Genomic DNA, 23933 nt, shown 5'->3' on the forward strand with positions numbered 1-23933 from the left:
TCTTTTGATAATTTTTCTCTATGGAAGAAACAGTTCACGACAACTTTTTCAAAAACTTTACCGTAGTAACAGCAACGATATCGGCTGCAGATTATCTTCCTGAAACTTCAGGTATTTATGCCTTATATCATGCGTTTGATTTTTTAGAGGATAAGCTATCGGAGCATATAGATGCTCGCATAAAAAATACTGTATTTAAAACAAAGTTTTCTGAGAAAGATAATAGAAGTAAGTTTATTGTCGATACTTGTGGAGAGTCAGTGGGTTTGTCTCAAAAAATGGATCAATTTATCAAAGCTGTCTCTCAGCCTAAAGAAAGAAGAATTTTAAAAAATCTCCTAATCTCATCTAGTATTCTCCAACGCCCAGATTACATTGGCACTGCAAGTAACTTAAGGGATCGATTTGTTCAGCATTTGGAGCGAGACGATGGATTTTTTTCAAAGTGCGCAAGTTTAAGGCAAAATGATGAATTTTTATTCATTTGTCTCCCTTGCCCCAAAAATATTTCTAGAGAGCTGGAAAGCTTGTTAATTCAACTATGTCAACCTAAGTTTAATACACAAAGAAGTTAGAAAATGGAATTAGATAATCAGTCTCCAGAGACTATTGAATACAAGGCGATTAGCGGTACGTTCGGTGAGGTTAGGTACTTCATAACAACTCTCGATCAGAGTGATGCAGTTGAAAATATTAGATTTGCTGATGAAATTCAAGGCAGTTGGAGCTTCTCGGAACGAGTTCAGAGAAAACTAGATGAAAACAGAGCTAATACAGAAATATTTTCTTACCTAGCGCAGGGTGGAATTCGTTTTTTTAATTCAATTGTAGTCGTGCTTTTGCCCAACTCGAATAACCAAACAGAGTTTTGGGACTTTTCTACAGTTAGTAGTCAGGGAAAAACTGTCGAAAAATGGGTCAATTTAAAGCTGTATAAGAACGTAGCTAGAATTGTAATTGATGGTCAACATAGACTTCTTTCATTAAAGAGGTATTGGAACGCCCATACTGGAAAAGAGCCTCTAAGCCCTCAACAAATAAATGACAATTTTAAATGTTCAGAAACCTTTGATATACCAGTTGTTTATCTAGTGTTCGGTAATCTTGGCAGGGTTGGTCATGCAGACTCAAGCGAAACTGTAAGAGATGAGATAATCAAAGCAACTCGCAATATATTTACAGTTATAAACAAGACTGCCAAATCAATCGATAAACAAACTCAATTATTACTCGATGATAGTAAAATATCAGCCTTGATTCCTCGAAAGCTTTTAGAGGAAGGAGTGCTTGAAGATAAATTTGTTAAATGGTCTTCAAAATCAAGAAACTTAACTCAATCAGAACCTTACCTAACCACTCTAGATTTGGTTAGTCAATGTACTGTTGAATTATTAAAAGATTATCAAAAACAAGCTTTAAAGAAATCATTCAATTCACCAAGTGAGCGTAATATGGCTCTGGAGACTTATTATGAGTCTCATCCTAAACTTCTGGAAATAGGCACCAAAAAATTACTTAAGTGGTTTTTTACTGAACTTCAGCCATTCAAGGATTGGGTATCACAGATTAAGCACGTAGGCATCGATATTCCTATTCAACCAGAGCCAGCCCGATTAAATACAAGTCAAAAATTAAGTATAAAAGAATTAAGAGATTCCAGTATTCTATATACTGTACTAGGACAAAAAATTCTTTTTTCAGCTGTTTCAAGGTTCTTACTTAAGATAAGAGTAGAGTACCGCATTCCAGCAATTATTGATGCCATTTCGCTTAGTATTACTAAAATGGATAAAGATGGCTTTTTCGACCGAAATGCATCTCATTGGTCTAGTGTTCTAGTGCGACCAAATGAAAAACTAACCATGATTACTACAGGATCGGGAACTGAAAAATGCATAGAACTTGTCAAAATGATATTGTTGAATTCCTCGGAAGGCGTGAGAGAATTGATAAAACGTACTAAAGAGGACGTCAGTAATGAGATTAACTGGAATGAAACTTCGATTTCAAATTGGAGAAGAGACTTTCATGTAAAATTACCTGAAGTTGAATTGATTGATGAGCAGATAAAAGAATCTTCTGAATCAGATGACTCCTTTGCTGAAGTTCGAGATTTGCTAGACTCTTCTGAGGAGGATGAGCAGGAATCTGATGAAATTGAAGATGATGAGGATATTTATAAAGAAACTGAAGAAGTAAAGGACTAAGCTGTGCAACTAAAAAACCTAACAAACTGGTTTTTTGAGGGGAGTAGGTGCTTGTGTTTTTTTCAGGGTAGGACGAGATGTAACAGACAATCTATTTTTGTTTCATCATAAGTGAGTGAGCTAGGGCGTGTTTTCAAAGTATCAATTTTGTCGTGCTGAATGGTGCAAAGCAGAGTGTTAGCGAAGCGGTAGCGACGTTAGTAGCGCCAGCATCTCTGACCTCAACGAAAAATCTAGATTCTTCGTTGAGGTCAGAATGACACCTTCGAGTTTGAAAAAGCACCCTAGGCTTTCTCGACGAGAGCGTTTCATCAACCTAGTGATTATGAAAAACGCGATCGCATTTAGGAATAGCAGCCGACAACGGTAAGCTGGAAGCTGTCACCCTACCCCAAAACCATGCGAGAACTTTATCCACCCATCGAACCTTACAACCAGGGAAGCTTAAAGGTTTCCGATATCCACACCATTTATTTTGAAGAGTCTGGTAATCCCCAAGGAAAGCCCGTTGTCTTCTTGCATGGCGGGCCTGGGGGTGGTAGCGTACCTAAATATCGTCAGTATTTCAATCCCACCCAATGGCGTATTGTAATTTTTGACCAACGAGGCTGCGGTAAAAGTACCCCTCATGCAGAACTTGAGCAGAATACTACCTGGGATTTGGTCAGGGATATAGAAAAACTGCGCACTAAGTTAGGTATTGAACAGTGGGTTGTCTTCGGAGGAAGTTGGGGTAGCACTCTGTCCTTAGCCTATAGTCAAACCCATCCGGAACGCTGCCTAGGACTAGTTCTGCGTGGCATTTTTATGCTTAGGCAAAAAGAAATTCGCTGGTTTTATCAACAAGGAGCCAGTAATATCTTTCCAGAAGCTTGGGAAGAATACCTCAAACCAATTCCCGTAGAACAACATCATGACCTACTCTCGGCTTATTACCAAAAATTAACCAGTCCAGATCTAGAAACGCGCTTAGAAGCTGCTCGTGCATGGTCAGTATGGGAAGCAAGTACTAGTAAATTATTCCCAGATTCAGGTCTGATGAAAAGGTTTGGTAACAATCATTTCGCTGCGGCTTTTGCCAGAATTGAATGCCACTATTTTGTCAACAAAGGCTTTTTTGAATCAGAAGATCAACTACTGCAAAATATTGATCGCATTCGCCATATTCCTGGTGTAATTGTCCAAGGACGCTACGATGTAGTTTGTCCCATGGTATCAGCTTGGGAGTTGCATCGCGCTTGGCCAGAAGCAGAGTTAATCGTCGTTCCAGATGCTGGTCATTCAATGTCAGAACCTGGTACACTATCCGCCTTGATTGAAGCAACAGACAAGTTTGCCAGTTTGTAATCAACTAGATTGCTGACAAACTAAGACATCTGAATTTACCAACCTTCTGCGTACTAGCAAGTTATCTTCTAAGCTGAAGTATCTATGTACTTGCTCTAATCTAGTTATATTTTGTTATTTAAGCTTACTAATACCTACTAAGTATGTGACCATCAAAACTCGGCAACCCTACCTGCCGCAGTAAAATATTAAATTTCATTAAGAAATCTCAATGAATCTTGCACTGCTACACCAGAAAAACTCATAATTCGATCTGGCTGTAACTATAGGAAAAACTGATTAAGTTTTTCCAGTTCAAAACCCCATACCTTGATGGTTGTTCAGAAAAGCAAGTAAGTACATGGTGGTACGGTAAAATGCAGACATAAACTAGCCCACCTCTTCAAGCAAGGCACGTAACTCGCTTGATTATTGCAGAACCGCCGAAGATATGACGGGTAAAGCAACACGGGGGAAACAGTTTTGGAAGCAGGGCTTTCCAGAGGAGAGGGATTAGTCAAACATAGACTTCTGGTAACAGGATTTTTAGGGCTTTAGTTAAGTAGTCTGTTTTTTCAACCATGACTGTTAGTTTTAGGGCAAGCTTCTGGGGTTAAGAGCAAGCCGCATTCTCTTGTGGATGTGATAAGTGGCAGTCTTGTATTAGAGCTGGCGTGGTCTGTATTCCATCTTTGGCAACTCAGTTAAATTCATCTAAAAAACAGGAGTATTTGTATAATGTTTGGTTTTATCAACAATTTGTTCGGTAGCAAGAAAAAATCAGAAGATGGGGACTCAAGTACTCCCAAAGCGAAAAAAGGGAAAGAGTTTTTCCTGGAACTAGACGAAGCAAGCGGCGTTAACCAGCAGGAACCAGCCAAAAAGCCGCAACTAGCAGAGATAACCGTTCCCAAAAAAGATGAAGCGCCTAAGGCTGAGTCAGCAAATAAAGCCGCAAAGAAAGCAGAGAAATCGGAACCAGCCAAGGCACCCAAGGCAACGCCTCAGCCTACTTCAACAGCAGCTACCAGCAATGGCAAAGTTGAACCTCAGCCTGGAGTGACGTTTGCTCCTAATTACCTGCTGCCTAAGGCGACTAATTCCCGGCGTCGTCCTGGCCCAAGCATGAACACCTTCCGAGATATGGCGCGTCAGGTGAAGACACCGAGCAACTAAAGGGTCTTTATTTCTCGGAGGCATTTTTGAGAAAAATTAGTCCACTATACAACTGAAATGCTGAGTCCCAGGGCGTCTCTTCACGGCGAAATAGGTCAATGTGAGACGGCAGGCGTCTCAGCATTTCTCTATAATCCACTGCTGCTTCGGCAAAATTAGTGAAATCAGACCAAACTGGTAGCTGAGGCAGTCGATGGTTAAGGAAATCCAATAAGTTATTCCAGTTAAGTCTAGTAGTTCCTTGACGCAGGGTTGACTCTGCTAATTGACTGTTTTCTGAGTTTTTTTGTTTTGTGGTGAAAGCAATTCCCTGCTGAAACTGATATTGGCGATCGCAAAAACGTAGAATAGTACTTCTTTGGGGTAAATGCAGGTCGCAAAACTGCACATAATCTAAGGTCTGGGTTTTGCGTGTCAATTTACGACGAACGTCAAGATCAACAACTTCTTCAAAAAGTGGCAAAAGTCCTTCTACTCTTTGAGTCACTTCTGACCAATTAAAGGTAAGAGAACCCTTTTGACCTTGGGTGTTTCGGCAAATAACCGCAGCTTGAGAGGTGGTAGAATTCGTGATGCGATGATCACCCTCAGAAAAATAATCGACGCCAAAAACACTGATCTTCTGGATATCCGCTAAAGCAGCCCAAAAGCAGGGAATCGACTCTTGCTGTAGCGAGGAAGCATAAAACTCCAGTTCTCCCACTGGCCCTGTGCGATACAGACGCCAACCCCTTGTCGGTAGCTGTAGCCTTGCCGTATAAGGGTCTATTTGCATGATACGAGCCAATTGTTGAGCAGCAACCTGCTTTGCCGAGGCACTAATTGGTTCAAGTATCAAAACCCCTAATTGCCTATTACTAGGGTCAGCAGTTGCCTGAGTGAGAGCTTCTTGTCGCTGCTTCTGTTCCCTAGCCGCCAAACGCTCCAGTCCCTGACGCGCTTGAGACATAACCTTAGGATTGGTTGTATTTTGCAGTAACTGTCGGTAAACCTTTTGAGCCGTCTCTAATTTTCCCGTATCTTCTTGGAAGCGTCCCAGATAAAGCTTTACCCAAGGATTTTGCGGTTCCTGTTTCAACAACTGCTTGAGCAATCGAGCCGCTGTTCGATAATCTTGGCACTCCAAGGCATGAGCAACTTCGTCAATCAATTAATATCCCCCCGCTTGAGGTGACACTGGGATTTATCGCTAAAGAACAATTCAACGACTCCACCCTGCTACACTTCGCCTGACGGCTGCGTTTCGCTGAGGGTGGAGATTGCATCTATCGTCCAGCGCAGTTCCGAATACCTCGAAAGGCGCGACGCTCGTTGCCTCGCTACCGCTTCGCTATCGGCTTTGCCTTCATCCGACGACGCATCAGGGACGGCTGAAAAACGCCCCGTACTCTCCCAGTCTTGCCGAAAGAGCAACACTCTAAGTGCAACATTTCGAGCACCAATCAAATCGGAATGGAGAACATAACCACACTGCTGGCACACAAAAGTTAGACCCTTGTTGGGCCTATTTCCTTTGGATGTGTGACCGCAGCAGGGACAAGCCTGAGAAGTATAATGAGCATCTACTTTGACAGCCAAACTTCCAGACAACACAGCCTTGTAATCAATAAAGCCGTGCAGCTGTGCAAATGACCAACGAGCCTTGTTGCTGTTAGCTCTACGCTGTTTGTGCGACGCTTTCTTGCCCTTTTTCTGGGGCTTGGTCCGCTCTCGGATATGGGTTAGATTCTCCAATCCAATCAGGGTGTTAGGCTCTGCAACTTGCTTAGCAATGCAGTGATTCGTATCAGCGATAAACCGTCTCTCCCGTCCAGATAAAGCAACTAATCTTTTGGTTGCACTACGGGTGCCTTTACGCTGCAAAGACCTTCTCGCTTTTACATAACGAGAAGCTTTGTGCCTCACCTGTTTACCACTGAAAAACTGAGCCTTATTTCGGGTATCTGCGGCAACAGCAATATAGCGCTGCCCAACATCTACACCGATGACTCTGTTTATATTGTTCGGTGTTAGCTCTGGTATTTCCACCTCCATGCTTACTAACAAGTAGTAAGTTTTCCTGGCGCGTGAGTACCAAAGTTTTGCCGCTCCAATTTTGGCTACTCCAGAATTAATCAGATAAAGATGCTTGGAGTATCCCTGATAATTTACCTTGATTCGACCAGATAAAGTGATGACACTTACTTTCTGGTCTTTAATAAATGAGTAATCACGCTGATAATTTAAGGTGCAGGTACGAGAAACGTACTTAGGTGGTTTATCCAATCCCTTGTATCGTTTCTTGGTACGACCCGCTTTAAATGCCTCCTCGTTGTGCTTCAACTTTGTCCGTAATGACTTATAGGTTGCTCCAACTTGACGGGGAACATTACAAGCCATTTGCGAAGGTAGTCTAAACTTCTCCCGCAGTGTGTAATAAACTTTCTTCTGTATCTTGGTGCCGTTGTAGGTTTTACCCATCTCGAAGGCAACACCAGATGTGTAATTCAATGCGTCCTTATATGCCAAAGAAGTCACCCGGAGCTGTTCTTTTTGCTCCTGGGTGACTTCTAGTTTTAATTTGGCAGTTAGGGTTTGGCCCATGATACTTTCACGATGTTGTCTTACACTATCATTGTCGTGAAGCAATGGCAAGTAGCTTGGACGACTCCATACTTACGCCGTCCCGCAATTCCTCCCCCCACCTGCGCTTTGTGAGCTAAACCCTCATTTGCTTCGAGGTGGGGGAATCCTGGCGATTTTGTTGAAAAGGGTTAAATTGTTAAATGGTTAATAGAAAATTGAGGCTATAAGCCAGATTCCGGTGTTGAAAGCTCCATTTTCCATTTTCTATTTTTCCTCCCCCACTGATGCTACCAAAGACAAAGCAACGATCGGAGCAGTAACAGCTCGCAGAATGCGACGCCCTAAGCCAACAGCTTGAAATCCCTCAGCTATGGCCAGCTCAACTTCTGCGCTAGAAAATCCCCCTTCGGGACCAGTAGCAATAACAACTTCTGATGGTTGACCAGCCTCCAACCGTAATCCTTGCTCTAAGCAACTGAGGAGATGGGGAGCTTGACGACGAGCCACGCAAATATAGCGATGGGTATTTAAGGTTTCAGTTAGTTTTAGACTAGCAGTAAACTCAACTGGGTTGAGAATTTTTGGTAAAACTTGACGTTCCGATTGTTCTGCAGCTTCTTGAGCAAGGCGTCGCCAACGTTCCACTTTCTGGGGACTGGGATTAAGCAACGTGCGATCGCTCTTTGTCGGGATAATACGAGCTACACCCAACTCCGTAGCTTGAGTTACCACCTCCTCAAATCCACTCCCTTTAGGCATAGCCGCGATTAAGGTCACCATTATAGGTAACTCGGTGTTCACCGCAACAGACTCAATAATCCGCGCTTGAGTAAGGCTAGTATCTAACTCGCTAATATACCAGCCACCTTGTCCATCCATGGCAATAAAGCGATCGCCACTCTCAAGCCGCAACACCCTACACAAGTAATGCTGTTGAGCATCTGTTAATGAAATCTGCTGGTTTTGGCGTTGCGCTGTTGTGATTACCAACCTTTGCAGTTGAGCCAATCAATTCTCCTTTAACTATTAGAACATCAAGATAGATTTGAGGTGCAAAAATTAAAACACTTCCTCCTTATCCCCCTTGTCCCAGCCCATCAATTTAAGCTCGACAGACTACTAGAAATAGAGGGTGTCTGAAATATCCTAACCGGAATCACCTTTACAGATAACTTCACTGGCTTTTTCAGTTGAGCAGAAAGAAAATCTTGTACTAACTCGACTTGTCGCTCAGAAATTGAGTCCGATTCTGCCGCTACTTCGAGATCGATAAACACTCCCTTCTCTTGAGGTTGCACCCTGACAACGCGGATATCTGTATTGGAAAATGTTAACGTCCGACGGCTAATCAGATACGCCACACTGCGGCGGACATTTTCCTCGACTAAGAGGTTATTCAGAGACAATCCTAAAGGCAAACCTAACAAAGATAGCGCCAACACAGAAACAGCCAAACCGCTCCGAGCTCTTTCCAGACTACCGTAACGCTGACACAAGAGTACCAGGCCACCACTAAAAATAATTCCTATCAAGTTTGTCAAAAATAAAATAGAGGCACCAGTTGTCACTTTCAGGTCAAGGCTAGCTATGCCAATACCAATGACACTCAAGGGAGGAACCAATGCCACGGCAATTGCTACTCCCGGCAATGCATCAGCGATACTGCGACGCGATCGCGCAAAAGCTCCCGCAGCACCAGCAGCGATCGCAACACCCAAATCCATTAACGTCGGATTCACCCGCGCCGTAATTTCTGGATTTAAGGTTCTTAGATCTATTAAGGAAGCAATCGCGATTGAGGTGGCAATTGTCATCAAGACGCCAGTGAATAAGGTCAAACTCGACCGCCTTAATAGACGGCGATTAGCTACCACCATCGAGTAGGCAATGCCAGTAATTGGCCCAATTAAAGGAGCGATAATCATTGCCCCGATAATTGTGGCTGCACTACCAGCCAACAACCCCAATGTTGAAATTACACCAGAAAGGGCGAGCAAAAAATAGAAGCGGAACGAAGGAACTGAAGCTTTCCAAAGACTGCGATTTAAGCTGGCAATCGGCACCGGATTTTCCGTTAACCAATGCCAGTCGCCGCTATTTTTATTCCAGAATTGAGCAAGACGCTGTTTACTTGCAAGAATTTTTTTATGGAGAGAGTAGAACATTAATACCCAATTGGGTGATTTGAGATTGAGTAATAGCAATAACACCTCCTGATTATGACGGTAGCTAGAGTTTGATAGTACTTGCTGGAATAATTTAGCTTAGTTTCAGTTAAGAGTAATCTTCTTTTAGAGAGAAGCCTCTTCTCAAGAAAATTGCCACCAGTTAGCAGAAAACTGATGGCAATAAAGCTATTTTTTTTGACCGATTAGGTTTAATCTTTGGTGAGATAGGCTTCTAGAGCTTGGGCTGCTAACTCAGTCATGGTTTTACCTTGCTTAGTTGCAGCTGCCTTCAAACGCTCATGTAGATCGTCATTAACTCTAATCCGACGACTGCGATTTTTACTGATAGTTTTTGTGGTGGAGGGTTCTGGTATTACTACCTCACTAGCAAAACCAGTATCAGACTGAGGATTTAATGGTGGAGATTGATAGGCAACAGTAAACTGCCGAATGGCATCAAAACCGACGCGATCGCAAAAATCACCAAAACTTTCCTCAGTTTGCCGCTCTTTCTGGTAGTAGACAAATATTGGTTCTAGAAAAGCTTCCAATTCCTTGACTGGCATACGGTCTACATAAGGTTGAGCTAGCCGCGTCTGATGGGGCGAACCTCCTAGCCAAACTTGGTAACTTTCTGGTGCACTGCCGACAAATCCCAATTCTGCCATATAAGGTCTAGCACAGCCGTTGGGGCAACCAGTCATCCGAATCACAAAATGCTCTTCTGGTAAACCGAGTTTATCTAGTAGCGCTCTAATCCGCTCAATAATGCTGGGAATTACCCGTTCTGACTCGGTAATTGCCAAGCCACAAGTCGGTAGTGCTGGACAAGCCATGGAGTAGCGTACTAGGGGTTCAATCCCTTCTGGAGAGATTTGAACACCATATCGGTCAAGCAGTTGGTCTAGTGCTAGTTGTTGCTCCGGTTCAATCTCATAAATGATCAGATTGTGATTCGGTGTTAGCCGCATCGGTAGGGCAAATTGTTGGGTAATCTCCCGTAGAGCAGTTTTAAGGCGGAAAGTGCCTTCGTCTTTGACTCTACCATTCTCAATAGAAATTCCCACAAACAGCTTACCGTCTCCCTGCTCATTCCATCCCAGGTAGTCGTAATATTTGAAAGCGGGTAGCGGTTTGTAGGGTGCTAATTTTTTGCCGAAGTAACCTTCCACTGTCTCGCGGAACTTCTCAACGCCCCAATCATGAAGTAGGTATTTCATTCTGGCATGACGGCGATTAACTCGATCTCCGTAGTCCCGCTGTGTTGCCACAATCGCCTTGAGTAAGTCGTAGACATCGTCTTTGGCGACATAACCAAGAGCGTCAGCCGCCCGAGCAAAGGTTTCTTCCTTATTATGAGTGCGTCCTAAACCGCCACCTGCCAAAACATTGAATCCTTCGAGTTCTCCTTGCTCATTGACCATCACTACTAAAGTGACGTCCTGAGTGTAAAGATCAACGGAGTTATCTCCCGGAACGGTTACACAGCACTTAAATTTGCGGGGCATATAATGTTCCCCGTAAATTGGTTCCTCTTTATCCGTAAAGTTGGTGTTATTGACATTGCGCTGTCGTGCTGCCTTGACTTGCGGGTCTTCTTCGGCGCTGATAGCCTTTTCGCCATCTAACCAAATTTCGTAATAAGCGCCCGTTTGAGGTGTGAGCAGGTCGGCAATTTTATCAGCATACTCCCAGGCATACTGATATTCTGATCGATTTTTATAAGGTGCCGCTGGTGCCATGACGTTGCGGTTTAGGTCACCGCAAGCCCCCAAGGTTGATCCCATACTACGGACAATCGAGGAGACTACCGTCTTTAAGTTTTTCTTGAGAATACCATGAACCTGAAAGCCCTGGCGCGTAGTCACCCTAAGGGTTTGGTTACCGTACTCCTCAGATAGCTTATCTAAAGTTAGATACAACTCAGGTGGAATAAACCCTCCTGGTGAGCGAGTGCGCAGCATGAACTGGTAGTCTTTTTCCTGACCTTTGACTCGGTTGTCTCGGTTGTCTTGCTGGTAAGACCCGTGAAACTTGAGAAGTTGAACTCCATCTTCTGTGAAGTGAGTAGTTTCTTGCTGTAGCTCAGTTGCTACCGGTTCACGCAAATAGTTACTGCGTTCTTTGATGCCTTCGAGTTTAGAAGGTTTGGAGCTTGAGGAAGTTGGAGTTTTAACCATGGGAGATACAGGTCTAAACAGATGATTTTTATTACCAGTAAATCTATCGGAATTACGGTGAATAGTTTTATCCTAATACTACCTTCAATAGTCGGAACCACTGCTTTAAATTTCATAAAAAATAGAGGCATCAAAAGCTGGCGATTTCCCTCCCCAGATTTCAAGAAAGGGACTTTGAGCTCATTTTTAATACTCTCCAACTTTTTAGTAAGCTCCTCAGAGGCAGCCTGCAAGTTTCAGCTAATCACCTAAAGCGGTTACCTCTATGAAAAGTAAACTAGGATGGACTAACTAATGTACAACCATTTTCCCTTAGTACAAAGTAGTCTGTCACAAAATGCGATCGCGTCTGTAGATGCGTGATTCTTGACTAGCTTCGCCACCAAATGGTTAATTGAAAGGGGAAAATGGATGCTATTAGCCAAATACTGGCGTAAAAGCTCAATTTTCGATTTTCGATTAGCTATTTGGCCGTCATCTGTGTAGCTAATAAGGGAGCAGCATTGAGTAGAGTCTTGGTATAGGGATGCTGGGGATTGACAAACAGTTCGTGAGTAGTTCCTTTTTCCACAATTTGACCATGATGCATCACTGCTATGGTGTCGCAAAAATATCGAGCTACCCAAAGGTCATGAGTAATAAACAAATAGGTGAGATGAAATTCTTCCTTTAACTGGCGCATTAACTCTAGCACCTGGGTTTGAACAGTGGCATCCAGCATGCTCACTGGCTCATCACAAATGAGCAATTGAGGGCGAGTAATCAAAGCACGAGCAATTGCAACTCGCTGTTGTTGCCCTCCTGAGAGGTCGGCGGGATATCGATGATAATAATCATCTACTGGTGTTAATCCTACGCGTTCCAGCATTTGTCTTACCTGGCTTTGAGCCTCTATTGAGTTAGCCAGCTTGTGAATGAATAGGGGGTCAGCGATCGCTTTTCCTACCGTCATCAGAGGATTAAGACAAGCATGGGGATCTTGAAATACCATCTGAATTTGACGACGCACTGGAAGCAGGGACTGCCGATCTAAGTTAACTAAATTTTGTCCAAGAAACTCAACGCTGCCAGAAGTTGGACGAATTAGTTGTAATATCGTGCGGGAAAGGGTGCTCTTGCCACAGCCGGATTCTCCTACTAGTCCCAGAACTTCGCCGGGATAAAGATCAAAGCTAACGTTATCTACAGCTTTGATCACGGGGCTTTCTGAGGCAAATAATTGGGCAATGAAACTACTCTCTAGGGTGTAATACTGCTTTAAGTTGCTTACCCTCAACAAAGGAGGCTCAATTACCGCAGGCATTGGGAGGTGAATATTCTCACCTGTTTCCGAATAATCTTTTTCTGTTACTAAGGAAGGGTTTGATTGAGCAGCCTCTGATTGGCGAGGCAGATTTAGCGGAAAATCTGCACCAGTAATTTTGCTTGGCTCGTCATTGACCGTTTGCAGATGTAAAGCAGCTTGCAGAAGGGATTGTGTGTACTCATGCTGCGGTCGCTGTAAAATTGCTTCGGCAGACCCAGCTTCAACAATTTTACCACCGTACATCACGGCAATTTCACTGCAATATTCTGCTACCATGGCTAGGTCGTGGGAAATCAACAACAGTGCCATTTGCCTTTCGCGGCACAGTCGTGTTAGCTCCTGTAAAATTTGGGCAGCGACAGTTACATCCAGACTAGTAGTCGGTTCGTCCGCTACAATTAGCTTCGGGTCTAGCAATAGTGCTAGTGCGATCGCTACTCTTTGCCGCATGCCACCGCTAAACTCATGGGGATACTGCGACCATCGACTAGCTGGGATGTTGACAGTCTCTAGTGTTTCTATTGCCTTTTCTTTGGTTTGGCGTCGTGATAGCTGGGGTTGATGCGCTCTTAGTGTTTCCAGGCAATGTTCCCCAATAGTCATCAGGGGGTCAAGGCGTGTCATGGGATCTTGGAAGATCAAAGCCACTGCTTCTCCTCTGAAGTGGCGCAGTTGTCTAGGTGTTAAATCAAACACCGACTCTCCAGCAAAATTTACCCGTCCCTCTACCCTAGTTGAGGCTGGTAATAAGCGCATTGCTGCTCTTCCCAAGGTAGATTTACCGCAGCCGGATTCTCCTACTAATCCTAATCGCTCCCCGGCATCAAGAGTAAAAGAAACATCGTCCACCGCCGGATGGTAAGTAGCTGCTGACTGAGTGCTGGGATATAAAACCCGTAGATGTTGGACACAAAACAGAGACATTCCTGGGAATCCTAGGCTGGAGTGTGGTTTAATCAAGTATCTTCTGACAAATGTGCTGTGTTTTTTCGGTATTTTTGAACACAGCGCAGACTCCGGTGGGTAGCTCATCCAGAATCAAAGTTGATGCCATACCAACAAAAAAGCAGTCTCAAATATTTTGTGCGCTCCCGGCAAGTGCCTTAGCAAGTAATTCGACAGAGCTAAATTCTCAAGCTAGAGTAAAAGCAAAGCTTGGCAGTATTGAACCAAGTTATTGATTCGGTCTTTAACAATCTTTTGCCGAGAAAGGGATGTTGTAGAACTCCTCGCAGCCTGCAAAAGCATCATATCAGTTTCTAGAAGTCGCATTTGTTTGTAGATTTCGGTCTGAACAGACTGCCACCTAGAGGCATCATCTGGTGCTAATTCATCTGAATTGAGATTAGCAATTTGGCTTTTAAAGAACTTTTTAATCTCCTGGAATTGGTCGCGGAGTACTTTAACCTCTAAATCTGTGGCAGTAGCTTGCTGGTGCATCTTTTCTAGAGCTTGTCGAAATTCCCGGTAGCGTTGGCAGTGTGATGGTGGTAACATTCTGATTCTGGTTGTTCTAGAATCAATGTAAAGAAATTTGTCTTTTTAATAAAGGCGACGAGTCACCGTAAAGCTGGCGCTGAGGTTTCATTTAAGTCAGTTTCTGTGACTTCGGAGCAATTAACCTAGCGATATCATTCGCTTTATTGTCACATCACCCCGGAAATCGCTTGCCCCTTGAGAAATCTAAGAAAACTGAAAATTTCCAAAATATCTGTCCCAGATGAATATGACGATTTAGGGGGAGTTAAGAGCAAGCCAAAGGTTTGCTACTCCCCTAACATTCTCACAGCAGTTTAAGTCAAGGTTTTGTATCTGTTTTATTTGTTAGGGAAAGAATAATGAAGGCTATAGCAACGGTTTCAACTCTCGATTGTAATATTCCTAGCTGGCTGCAAGATTGTCTCACAGCAGTTTCCTCCAAGGCTAATGAACCAGTACCTGAGGACATAGTTTTAATTGCCAAAGCTTTTGAATTTGCCTACCAATTGCATCAAGACCAGTATCGAGCATCGGGAGAACCTTACATTGCTCATCCAGTCGCTGTTGCTGGTTTATTAAGGGATCTCGGCGGTAGTAGTGTCATGATCGCCGCTGGCTTTCTGCATGATGTTGTCGAAGATACGGAAATTACACCAGAAGAGATAGAATCTCGATTCGGCATAGAGGTGCGGCAGTTAGTTGAAGGCGTAACTAAGCTTTCTAAATTTAACTTTTCCAGTAAAACCGAGCGTCAAGCGGAGAACTTCCGCAGGATGTTTCTGGCCATGGCAGCTGATATCCGGGTAATTGTGGTGAAGCTGGCAGATAGACTACATAACATGCGAACTTTGCAGCATCTCAAGCCAGAAAAACAGCGCCGGATTGCTCGGGAAACTAGGGAAATTTTCGCCCCATTGGCCAACAGGCTGGGGATTGGACGATTTAAGTGGGAACTCGAAGATTTATCTTTCAAGTACTTGGAACCGGATTTCTACCGACAGGTACAGGAACTGGTGGCAGAACGCCGATCGGACAGAGAAGACCGCTTGACCAAGGTAGTAGACATGCTGCGAGAGCGGCTAGCGGCTGTTGACGTTCACTCTATAGAAATTAATGGGCGTCCGAAGCACCTGTATGGCATTTATCAGAAAATGCAACGGCAGCAGAAAGGATTTCATGAAATCTATGATATTGCTGCAGTGCGATTAATTGTAGAGACGAAGGAAGAGTGTTATCGAGCTTTAGCAGTAGTTCACGATGCCTTTAGACCGATTCCGGGTCGTTTTAAGGACTACATCGGTTTACCTAAGCCGAATCGCTATCAGTCATTACACACGGGGGTTATTGGTCTTACAGGTCGTCCTCTAGAAGTTCAAATCCGCACCATGGAAATGCATAGAATTGCTGAATTTGGGATTGCCGCCCATTGGAAGTATAAAGAAACGGGCGTCTCTAGTTATACAAGGTTTACGGCTGAGGACGAAAAATTTACTTGGTTGCGGCAGTTGCTGGAGTGGCAGAATGACCTCAAGGATGCTCAGGAATACATGGAGAGCGTCAAAGACAATTTATTTGATGATGATGTCTATGTTTTTACCCCGAAAGGGGATGTTGTACCTTTGAGTCGAGGGGCAACACCAGTAGACTTTGCTTATCGAATTCACACAGAGGTAGGAAATCACTGCGCCGGAGTGAGAATTAATGGTCAGTGGCGTGTGTTAGATACTCGCTTAGAAAACGGTGATATTGTCGAAATCATCACCAGCAAAAATAGCCATCCTAGTCTAGACTGGCTAAATTTTGTGGTTACACCCACTGCCCAAAGCCGTATCCGGCAGTGGTATAAGCGATCGCACCGTGAAGAAAATGTTGCTCGTGGTCGGGAACTCTTAGAGAAAGAGTTGGGTAAAAACGGCTTTGAAGCGTTGCTCAAATCAGAGCCTATGCAAACTGTAGCAGAGCGTTGTAACTACCATAATGTTGAAGATTTGTTAGCTGGTCTGGGCTACGGTGAGGTAACACTCAACTTGCTAGTCAACCGATTGCGAGAAGCTGTTAAGGCTCAGCAACCCATGGTACAGACGCTGAATGAAACCTCTCTAGAAACGGAGGGTGCTTCCTTACCTCAAACTCCAGTTACTAAAGTCCCCTCTGCTACTTCTAGTAAGAAAAACCCGATTACTGGTGTAGAAGGGCTGCTACATCACATCGCTGGTTGCTGCAACCCAGTTCCTGGGGAGCCGATAATTGGCATTGTCACACAGCGGCGTGGTATTTCGATTCATCGGCAAGGTTGTCCTGGTCTAGAGAGTATTCCTGGAGACCGCATTGTGCCAGTAAGTTGGAACCGTAAAGATGTTGAGAGTTGCCGCCCTCAAACTTACCCCGTAAAAGTTCAAATTGAAGTTCTTGACCGGGTGGGTGTCTTCAAAGACATTTTGTCTCGCTTGAGCGATCAATATATCAACGTTCGCAACGCCCGAGTAAAAACTAACGAAGGTCAACCGGCTCTCATTTACTTATGCATCGATATCAGCGAACTTCAACAGCTTGAACGTAGCTTTACTCAAATCAAAAATATGAAGGATGTTCTCAGTATACGCCGACTCAGCACCGTGGATGAATAAGGTGTAGTTTGTTCTTAGAAAATTAACAAAAACTTTAATTTGGTTAGCAAAATCAGAACCCTAATCTGGACTGATAATTTATTTGCTAACTCATGATTTATAGTGTTTAAATCAGTCATTGTCTTTTACTGGGAGGCGATGACTAACATTCCTTTGTCCATCTTTTGAAGGAATAAGGCCCAGACTGCAATCTTGACAAAAATTTTATCCTTCTTGGTAGAAAAGACAAAATGATTTGATTGTGCCAGGATCTAGAAATGATTAGCAAGAGCACCACTAAAATGGGGACACCAATACTGGTGTCCCTGTTAGAGGCTGAGTAGGAATGGTTCAAGGCATCTGGAGCAAGCCTAAAGATAGCGATATCAGTGATATCAAGCAATGAAAGCAGTCTCTCTTCCGGAAGAACAACCTGTCATTTTGGTGATAGATGACGACCGATATACGCGGCAGGTGTTACGCAAAGTCATGGAAAAAGAAGGTTATCAAGTTATCGAAGCAGTTAACGGAGAGCAAGGTTTAGAAGCCTACAAACGCCTTAAACCCCATCTCGTTTTGTTAGATGCCTTGATGCCGGTAATGGATGGCTTTGCTTGCTGTACCGAACTGCAAATGCTTTTTCAGAAAAACTATTTCCACGGCAATGACAATGGAAATAGTAATGGAAATGGCAATGCTGACCACCAAAACCTACACTTCGCCTCCCACACGCCAGTACTGATGATTACTGGTCTTGATGACCAAGAGTCGGTAGACCGAGCCTTTGCTGTCGGTGCCACTGATTATCTGACAAAGCCGATTCACTTTGCTGTGTTGCGCCAGCGGGTACGGCGTTTAATCCAACAGTTTCAGCTTTATAAACAACTGCAGATGGCTAACCAGGAGTTACAGCGCTTAGCTAATCTGGATGGACTGACGGGAGTAGCCAACCGACGCCGATTTGATGAGTACCTTGAGGATGAGTGGCAACGTATGATTAGGGAAAAATTGCCTTTATCTCTCATTCTCTGTGATATTGACTTTTTCAAGAAATATAACGATACCTATGGTCATCAAGCCGGTGACGCCTGCTTGCGGCGGGTTGCTGATGCTCTGCGTTTTTGTGCAAAGCGCTCAGTTGATCTGGTAGCTCGGTATGGAGGTGAGGAATTTGCTGTAATTTTGCCTAACACCACAGCCATCGGTGCATCTCAAGTAGCAGAAGAAATTCGGGAAGTTCTGAGAAGTTTAGATATTACTCATATTAAGTCACCAGTGAGTAAATATGTCACTCTCAGTTTGGGTATTGCCTGTATTCAACCCAAACCTCAAAGCTTGCCCAACATATTGGTTGCTGCAGCCGACAAGGCTTTGTATCAGGCAAAAGCAGCGGGACGCGATTGCTGCTTTACTGATATTTAAGTCTTGTAAGCTTGTTGAAAATACCTAACTATCCCGAATATTGGGCAAGTTATAAAGCATTTAAAATATTACAATGAAATATATTGCTTAGTCTGCGAGTATAGCTGATATTTTTCACACAATTCAACTCGCAAATGGAGCCAAATAATTAGTGAATAACTTCGCTATATGTGCCAGTTAACAAACAGTCTACTCGCAAAACACAGAAATAAATTCAGCTATTAACTTCAGTTACCTATTTATTAAATAGACATCCTATATATATAGGACAAGTTTTTTTGTCTTGCCTGCACTAACTTTTCGACCGACTGAGCAGGCTTATTTTTCTGCCTCTATAAACTAGAAACTTGTCCATTAAATAATTTTTGATAGCTTGGAACCTTTTCTTTCCTAAAAACGACTTGATAACTAACAACGCAACAATAAACTTACCTGTTCTTGGAGGTAATTATGAAACGTCAGCTAAAATCTGTAGTATCAATTTCTGCTTTGGCAGCTACTGTGCTTGCTCCAGTTTTACTATTCGCTGGTAGTGCTTCAGCTAAGCCTACGGGAACACAAGCAACCTACGTAGGTGCAGGTGTAGCAGCAGGCCTTACTAATGGCGGACAAGACGGTGATGCGGCTACCTTTGGTGGTAATATCCAAGGTCGCTTTGCAGTTCCCAATACACCAGTTTCTTTAAGAGGTGCGGTACTTTTTAGTGACGAAACTAGCGCGATTATACCGATGATTTCCTATGATGTACCCGTCACCAATAATGCCAACATTTACCTTGGTGCGGGCTACTCCTTTGTCGAAGCTAACGGACAACCCACACCTTTAGGTAATCAGGATGCTCCAGTATTAGCATTGGGTGCTGAAGCCCAAATTGGTCAAAATGTTGTTGTCTATGGTGACACCAAACTCGGCATTGAGGCTTACCAAAATAGTCCGGCATCGGCAGTTAGTGTTCAAGGCGGAGTAGGCTACCGATTTCGATAAATCTCTCAACTGAGTATAAATTTGCGGGGCGATTTTCTCGATTAAACTCTTGAATTTATTCAGAATATTGACAGACAAAAATTTCTTCTTTATTCTGCAATCGAGATCAGGTTATGGGGCAGTTAAACTTCTGTACAATTTCCCATGCCAACTCTACAAAAGAAAACTCAGCTCTCAACTATAATCACTAATCAAGCCACAGGTGTCTAATTACATCTGCCAGCACTTTTGAGACAGGCAAACCAAGCCTGTCTGTTTTATTGTCATGAACTTATTAGTCTATTAAACAGGGTAACGAAAAAGCTATTCACAGGTCAATTTTTCTACTCTCTGGTAGCTTTGTTCTCGAAATTTGTTCAAGACCAGCCTTTGTATGGAGAAAAACGCTCTTTACGTGCAATACTGGTGTTTTTGGTACTCTAAACGCGGAGTGTACTTTCATCCAATAAGCATCAGTGTTACACCAAATATTGATATTGCGGAAATATCAGCTGATTTTACCAGTGATTATCACGGTTTTGGGGAGTGCCTCAAAAGCCACAGCTCAGCTTGGGGATGTTTCGACACTTGACTGGGAACAGATCAGCAGTTATGAACTAACTGAGGAGACTCGTCTGTTGTCGTCTGCACCTTCCGGCTTGCCACCAGAGCGAAAAAATGTTCAAAGTTCAACAACTGGGGAATTACAAGCTAAACAAATAAAACTGGTAAATTCTGAGGGCAACTTCCCCTGTGGAAACTGCTTTACTCAACAACCTAGCGACTTTAAATATTCAACTCTTCAGGGACAGTTGCCTGAACTTACTGACCCTCCAAATCCGACTATTCCTGAGATTCCGCCACAGCAAACCCCCATCCCGCCTACGCCTCAAGAAGAACCACTCAAGCCACAAAGGCCAACTATACCACCTCCGTCCCTCCGGCGCTCCCCGATTCCGGGAACAATTATTGTCAAACGGTTTGAGTTCACTGGTGATTACAAAGCTTTCAGTACCGAAGAGTTAGCAGCAGTTACCCAACGCTTCAGAGGTAGACCAATTACTTTTGCAGAATTGTTGCAAGCAGAAGCAGCAATCACTAAAAAATACGCTGATGCTGGCTATGTTAATTCGGGCGCTGTCATCTCTGCTGAGCAAATTTTGGATCCTGAAGAAGCTGTCGTTAACATCCAGATTGTTGAAGGTGGGTTAGAAGACATCATGATCACAGGAACTGAGCGGTTGAATCCTGGCTATGTGCGCAGTCGTCTAGCAATTGCCACGGAAAAACCCCTCAATCAAAACCGCTTGCTGGAAGCACTACAACTCTTGCAACTTGACCCTTTAATTCAAAACTTATCGGCGGAACTCTCTGCTGGCTCACGTCCCGAATTGAGTTTGCTAGAAGTCAAGATTACAGAAGCCGAAACCTTAAGAATCGAATCTTTTATCGATAATAGCAGAGCGCCTAGTGTGGGTAGCTTCCGGCGTGGCATTAATTTCAACCAAGCTAACTTTCTTGGTTTTGGAGATAGCCTAGGTTTGGAATATACCAACACTGATGGTAGTGATGCTTTTAATCTTAACTATAGAGTGCCAATCAATCCTCGTAATGGCACCATCACGATTGCTGCTGGACTAAGTGATACCGAGGTGATTGAACCACCCTTCGATATCATCGATATTACTGGTGATTCCCGCTACTTGGATCTCAGCTACCGTCAACCGATAGTCCAAACTCCCACCACAGAACTATCTTTAGGTATAACAGCATCTCGACAGGAAAGTAAGACAGAAATTTTGGGGATAGAAGAACCCCTCTCTGCTGGTGCTGACGACAGGGGTAGAACTCGAATCTCGGCACTGCGATTTTTCCAGGAATGGACGCAACGCAGCCGTCAAGAAGTTTTTGCGGCTCGCTCTCAATTTAATTTGGGACTTGGTATTTTCGATGCCACAGTCAATGAGGAGCCACCCGATAGTAGGTTTTTCTCTTGGCGTGGACAAGCCCAGTATGTCAGACTTCTGGCACGGGATTCTTTGTTGGTAGTTCGTTCTGATCTACAATTAGCAACTGAAACCCTCCTACCTTTGGAGCAATTTAGGTTAGGGGGTGTACAAAGTGTCCGGGGTTATCGACAAGACGTCCTCTTAACAGACAATGGCATTTTGGCATCGGCTGAGGTGAGATTGCCAATTCTACGGGTGGAAAAGATAGAAGGAATTTTGCATGTAGTGCCATTTGTAGATTTTGGCATCGGTTGGAATAGTTCTGGTAATCCTGACCCTGATCCTAATACTTTGCTAGGTTTTGGTTTTGGTCTTCAGTTGCAAATGGGTGATCGACTAAGTGCTCGTTTAGATTGGGGAATTCCTCTAATTAATATTGAGTCTAGGGAAAGAACTTGGCAAGAAAATGGACTGTATTTTTCTGTTAATTTTAATCCTTTTTAGATTTGTATTAGATTTGTAGAGTGATGGCGATTGTTTTCTGCGGATGTTAGTGAAGATGCGATCGCATTTCATAATCGAAGAATAAAGTTTGATTAAGAGTAAGAGTGAAAAATCTAAGGTTTATTGATTTATTTGCTGGCATTGGTGGCTTTAGAATTGCTTTTGAAAAAGCGGGTTACAAATGCGTCTATTCGTGTGAAATCGATGTCAAATGCCAGGAAGTATATTTTAATAATTTTGCGGAGCAACCTGCAAGTGACATTACCAAAATAGATATTGATACTATTCCTGATTTTGATGTTTTAACAGCCGGATTTCCTTGTCAGCCTTTTAGTATATGTGGGAAAAGGAAAGGTTTTCAGGATACACGGGGGACATTATTTTTCCGAGTTTGTGAAATAATCAAAGTCAAAAAACCTCCAGTTGTTGTACTAGAGAATGTCAAATATTTAATGCATCAAGACAAAGGTAGAACCTTTGAGGTAATTTTGTATGCCTTGAAAGATTTAGGATATCAAGTTAATTACCAACTGCTTAATTCTAAAGATTTTGGAGTTCCGCAAAATCGGGAGCGAGTTATTATTATTGCTACGAAAATTCAAGATTTTGACTTTACAAGACTAAGAAAAGTTTTTCCTGTACCCAAGTTAAAAAACTTCCTCATCAAATCTGGCAAATTTGAATATTTAGAGCCTACAAGCTATACCTTAATAGATGAACCCAAGCAACAACAATCGGGATTAATTTTTGTAGGATATCGCAATAATAAAACTATTTGGAAGAAGGGAGTTAGACCCAATACTCACCATTTATCCAGGGTACACCATCAACCGAATAGAATTTATTCAGTGGAAGGTATACATCCGACGATCCCTTCTCAAGAAACTTCTGGTCGATTCTTTATTTATCTCCCTGAAGAAAACGCCGTGCGTAAATTAACGGTTCAAGAATGTTACAGGATTATGGGATTTCCTCAAGACTTTAAACTTCACGGCAATTTAGGAGAATCTTACAAACAGGTAGGAAATTCGGTTTGCATACCTATGGTTTATGAAATTGCTCATCAGTTAAAAGAACAAATATTTTTTGGTTGTTATGGAGAAAATAGGATAAATAAACTTGTTTTAAAATAGCCAGAAGAGTTTGTTCAATTAGAAATCCCAGGATTACGGTTATGAATCATAAAGAAAAGCTATTACAAGCTTATGAAAAATCCATGAATGTTGAGAGTATTAGAAATGACATTCCAGGAAACTACCAAGAATTTATTTATCGAATTGCTAAAAATTGTTCTTGATCAAAGGCAGTTTATACAGTTTTAATAACTTTGTTGGTACATAAAACTCTCAGCCCAGACCAAGATATTAGATTTCATCAAGCCCAAATAGAAGGTTCTTCAGGTTTTTCAGGTAGACAAATAGATACACACTTACCAAATAACTTCAAGATGCAGCAGAAAACCGACTAAAAGATCTTCCCCGGAAAGAGTAGTCGGACATTCAAGTACCTCTACCTCCTGACCAGGGCGATAAATTTCCACTGACCGAGATTTCCGATTAATTAACCAACCCAAACGAGTACCATTATCTCGGTATTCTTCCATTTTCTCCTGAGTTTCTTTCAAGCTATCACTCGGAGAAAGTAACTCAACTACAAAATCAGGACATAGAGGAACAAATCTCGTTTGTTGTTCAGGAGTTAAACTATTCCAGCGTTCCAATTTTACCCAGGAAGCATCAGGAGAACGGTCTGCACCATTAGATAACTTGAAGCCACCAGAGGAATCAAAAACTTTACCCAGTTGAGTTTGCTCATTCCAAATCCAGATTTGAGCTGTTAGGCTAGCATTACGGTTGCTAGTTTCCCCTCCAGTGGGTGGCATGATGACTAAATCTCCATTGGCATTGCGTTCAAACTTGAGTTCGCGGTTATCCTGACAGAGTTGATAAAATTGTTCGTCTGTTAAGTCAATAACCGATTTGAGATTGAGGGTTAGGGAACTCATACCAATTTCGGATTGGGGATTCTGGATTTTGACCTATCTAAATAATAGTAGAGACGTTCCGCCGGAACGTCTCTACA

At 43.0% G+C, this 23933-nt stretch carries 18 protein-coding genes; 10 read left to right on the forward strand and 8 right to left on the reverse strand.

What is annotated here, in order from left to right; translation table 11 throughout:
• Positions 1–20: 20 nt before the first annotated feature.
• From ACT7WV_RS13355 to ACT7WV_RS13370, 4 genes are all read left to right on the forward strand, one after another.
• A complete protein-coding gene (locus tag ACT7WV_RS13355; protein WP_445103362.1) occupies positions 21–575 on the forward strand; it encodes a GIY-YIG nuclease family protein in 555 nt (184 codons plus the stop codon).
• 3 nt (positions 576–578) lie between these two features.
• The gene (locus tag ACT7WV_RS13360) at positions 579–2207 is read left to right on the forward strand and encodes a DNA sulfur modification protein DndB (RefSeq protein WP_445103363.1); all 1629 of its coding nucleotides are present in this window, start codon (positions 579–581) and stop codon (positions 2205–2207) included.
• A 399-nt stretch (positions 2208–2606) separates the two neighbouring features.
• Positions 2607–3554, forward strand: coding sequence for a prolyl aminopeptidase (gene pip, locus ACT7WV_RS13365; protein ID WP_445103364.1), 948 nt, complete (start codon positions 2607–2609; stop codon positions 3552–3554).
• A gap of 717 nt (positions 3555–4271) precedes the next feature.
• Entirely contained in the window at positions 4272–4709 is a 438-nt protein-coding gene (locus ACT7WV_RS13370; protein WP_445103365.1) for a hypothetical protein, read from the forward strand.
• A gap of 7 nt (positions 4710–4716) precedes the next feature.
• Here the strand turns inward: ACT7WV_RS13370 and ACT7WV_RS13375 are convergent, their stop codons facing one another.
• From ACT7WV_RS13375 to patD, 7 genes are all read right to left on the reverse strand, one after another.
• Positions 4717–5859: a tetratricopeptide repeat protein gene (locus ACT7WV_RS13375; RefSeq protein WP_445103366.1), complete on the reverse strand. Its 1143-nt coding sequence runs from the start codon at positions 5857–5859 to the stop codon at positions 4717–4719.
• 68 nt (positions 5860–5927) lie between these two features.
• Entirely contained in the window at positions 5928–7292 is a 1365-nt protein-coding gene (locus ACT7WV_RS13380) for an RNA-guided endonuclease InsQ/TnpB family protein (RefSeq protein ID WP_445103367.1), read from the reverse strand.
• A gap of 246 nt (positions 7293–7538) precedes the next feature.
• Complete coding sequence (locus tag ACT7WV_RS13385; RefSeq protein WP_445103368.1) at positions 7539–8282, reverse strand: 16S rRNA (uracil(1498)-N(3))-methyltransferase; 744 nt, start codon at positions 8280–8282, stop codon at positions 7539–7541.
• Between the two features lie 89 nt (positions 8283–8371).
• Positions 8372–9439 carry a TIGR00341 family protein gene (locus ACT7WV_RS13390; RefSeq protein WP_445103369.1) on the reverse strand — a complete coding sequence of 356 codons (1068 nt, stop codon included), beginning with the start codon at positions 9437–9439 and terminating at the stop codon, positions 8372–8374.
• Between the two features lie 212 nt (positions 9440–9651).
• The gene (sir, locus tag ACT7WV_RS13395) at positions 9652–11622 is read right to left on the reverse strand and encodes a sulfite reductase, ferredoxin dependent (protein WP_445103370.1); all 1971 of its coding nucleotides are present in this window, start codon (positions 11620–11622) and stop codon (positions 9652–9654) included.
• Positions 11623–12085: 463 nt separating this feature from the next.
• Positions 12086–13852, reverse strand: a complete 1767-nt coding sequence (locus ACT7WV_RS13400; protein ID WP_445103371.1) for a dipeptide ABC transporter ATP-binding protein — start codon at positions 13850–13852, stop codon at positions 12086–12088.
• A gap of 213 nt (positions 13853–14065) precedes the next feature.
• Entirely contained in the window at positions 14066–14425 is a 360-nt protein-coding gene (gene patD / locus ACT7WV_RS13405) for a heterocyst frequency control protein PatD (protein WP_445103372.1), read from the reverse strand.
• A 341-nt stretch (positions 14426–14766) separates the two neighbouring features.
• Between patD and ACT7WV_RS13410 the strand changes: the two genes are divergently transcribed.
• From ACT7WV_RS13410 to ACT7WV_RS13435, 6 genes are all read left to right on the forward strand, one after another.
• Positions 14767–17034 carry a RelA/SpoT family protein gene (locus tag ACT7WV_RS13410; protein WP_445103373.1) on the forward strand — a complete coding sequence of 756 codons (2268 nt, stop codon included), beginning with the start codon at positions 14767–14769 and terminating at the stop codon, positions 17032–17034.
• A gap of 381 nt (positions 17035–17415) precedes the next feature.
• Positions 17416–18435 carry a GGDEF domain-containing response regulator gene (locus ACT7WV_RS13415; RefSeq protein WP_445103374.1) on the forward strand — a complete coding sequence of 340 codons (1020 nt, stop codon included), beginning with the start codon at positions 17416–17418 and terminating at the stop codon, positions 18433–18435.
• A gap of 450 nt (positions 18436–18885) precedes the next feature.
• Complete coding sequence (locus ACT7WV_RS13420) at positions 18886–19419, forward strand: outer membrane beta-barrel protein (protein WP_445103375.1); 534 nt, start codon at positions 18886–18888, stop codon at positions 19417–19419.
• 476 nt (positions 19420–19895) lie between these two features.
• The gene (locus tag ACT7WV_RS13425) at positions 19896–21851 is read left to right on the forward strand and encodes a ShlB/FhaC/HecB family hemolysin secretion/activation protein (RefSeq protein ID WP_445103376.1); all 1956 of its coding nucleotides are present in this window, start codon (positions 19896–19898) and stop codon (positions 21849–21851) included.
• Between the two features lie 104 nt (positions 21852–21955).
• Positions 21956–22984: a DNA cytosine methyltransferase gene (locus tag ACT7WV_RS13430; protein ID WP_445103377.1), complete on the forward strand. Its 1029-nt coding sequence runs from the start codon at positions 21956–21958 to the stop codon at positions 22982–22984.
• A gap of 41 nt (positions 22985–23025) precedes the next feature.
• Positions 23026–23148, forward strand: a complete 123-nt coding sequence (locus ACT7WV_RS13435; protein WP_445103378.1) for a hypothetical protein — start codon at positions 23026–23028, stop codon at positions 23146–23148.
• A 132-nt stretch (positions 23149–23280) separates the two neighbouring features.
• Here the strand turns inward: ACT7WV_RS13435 and ACT7WV_RS13440 are convergent, their stop codons facing one another.
• Entirely contained in the window at positions 23281–23856 is a 576-nt protein-coding gene (locus tag ACT7WV_RS13440; RefSeq protein WP_445103379.1) for a Uma2 family endonuclease, read from the reverse strand.
• Positions 23857–23933 lie beyond the last annotated feature (77 nt).

Source organism: Symploca atlantica LB2515 (genome assembly GCF_052546295.1).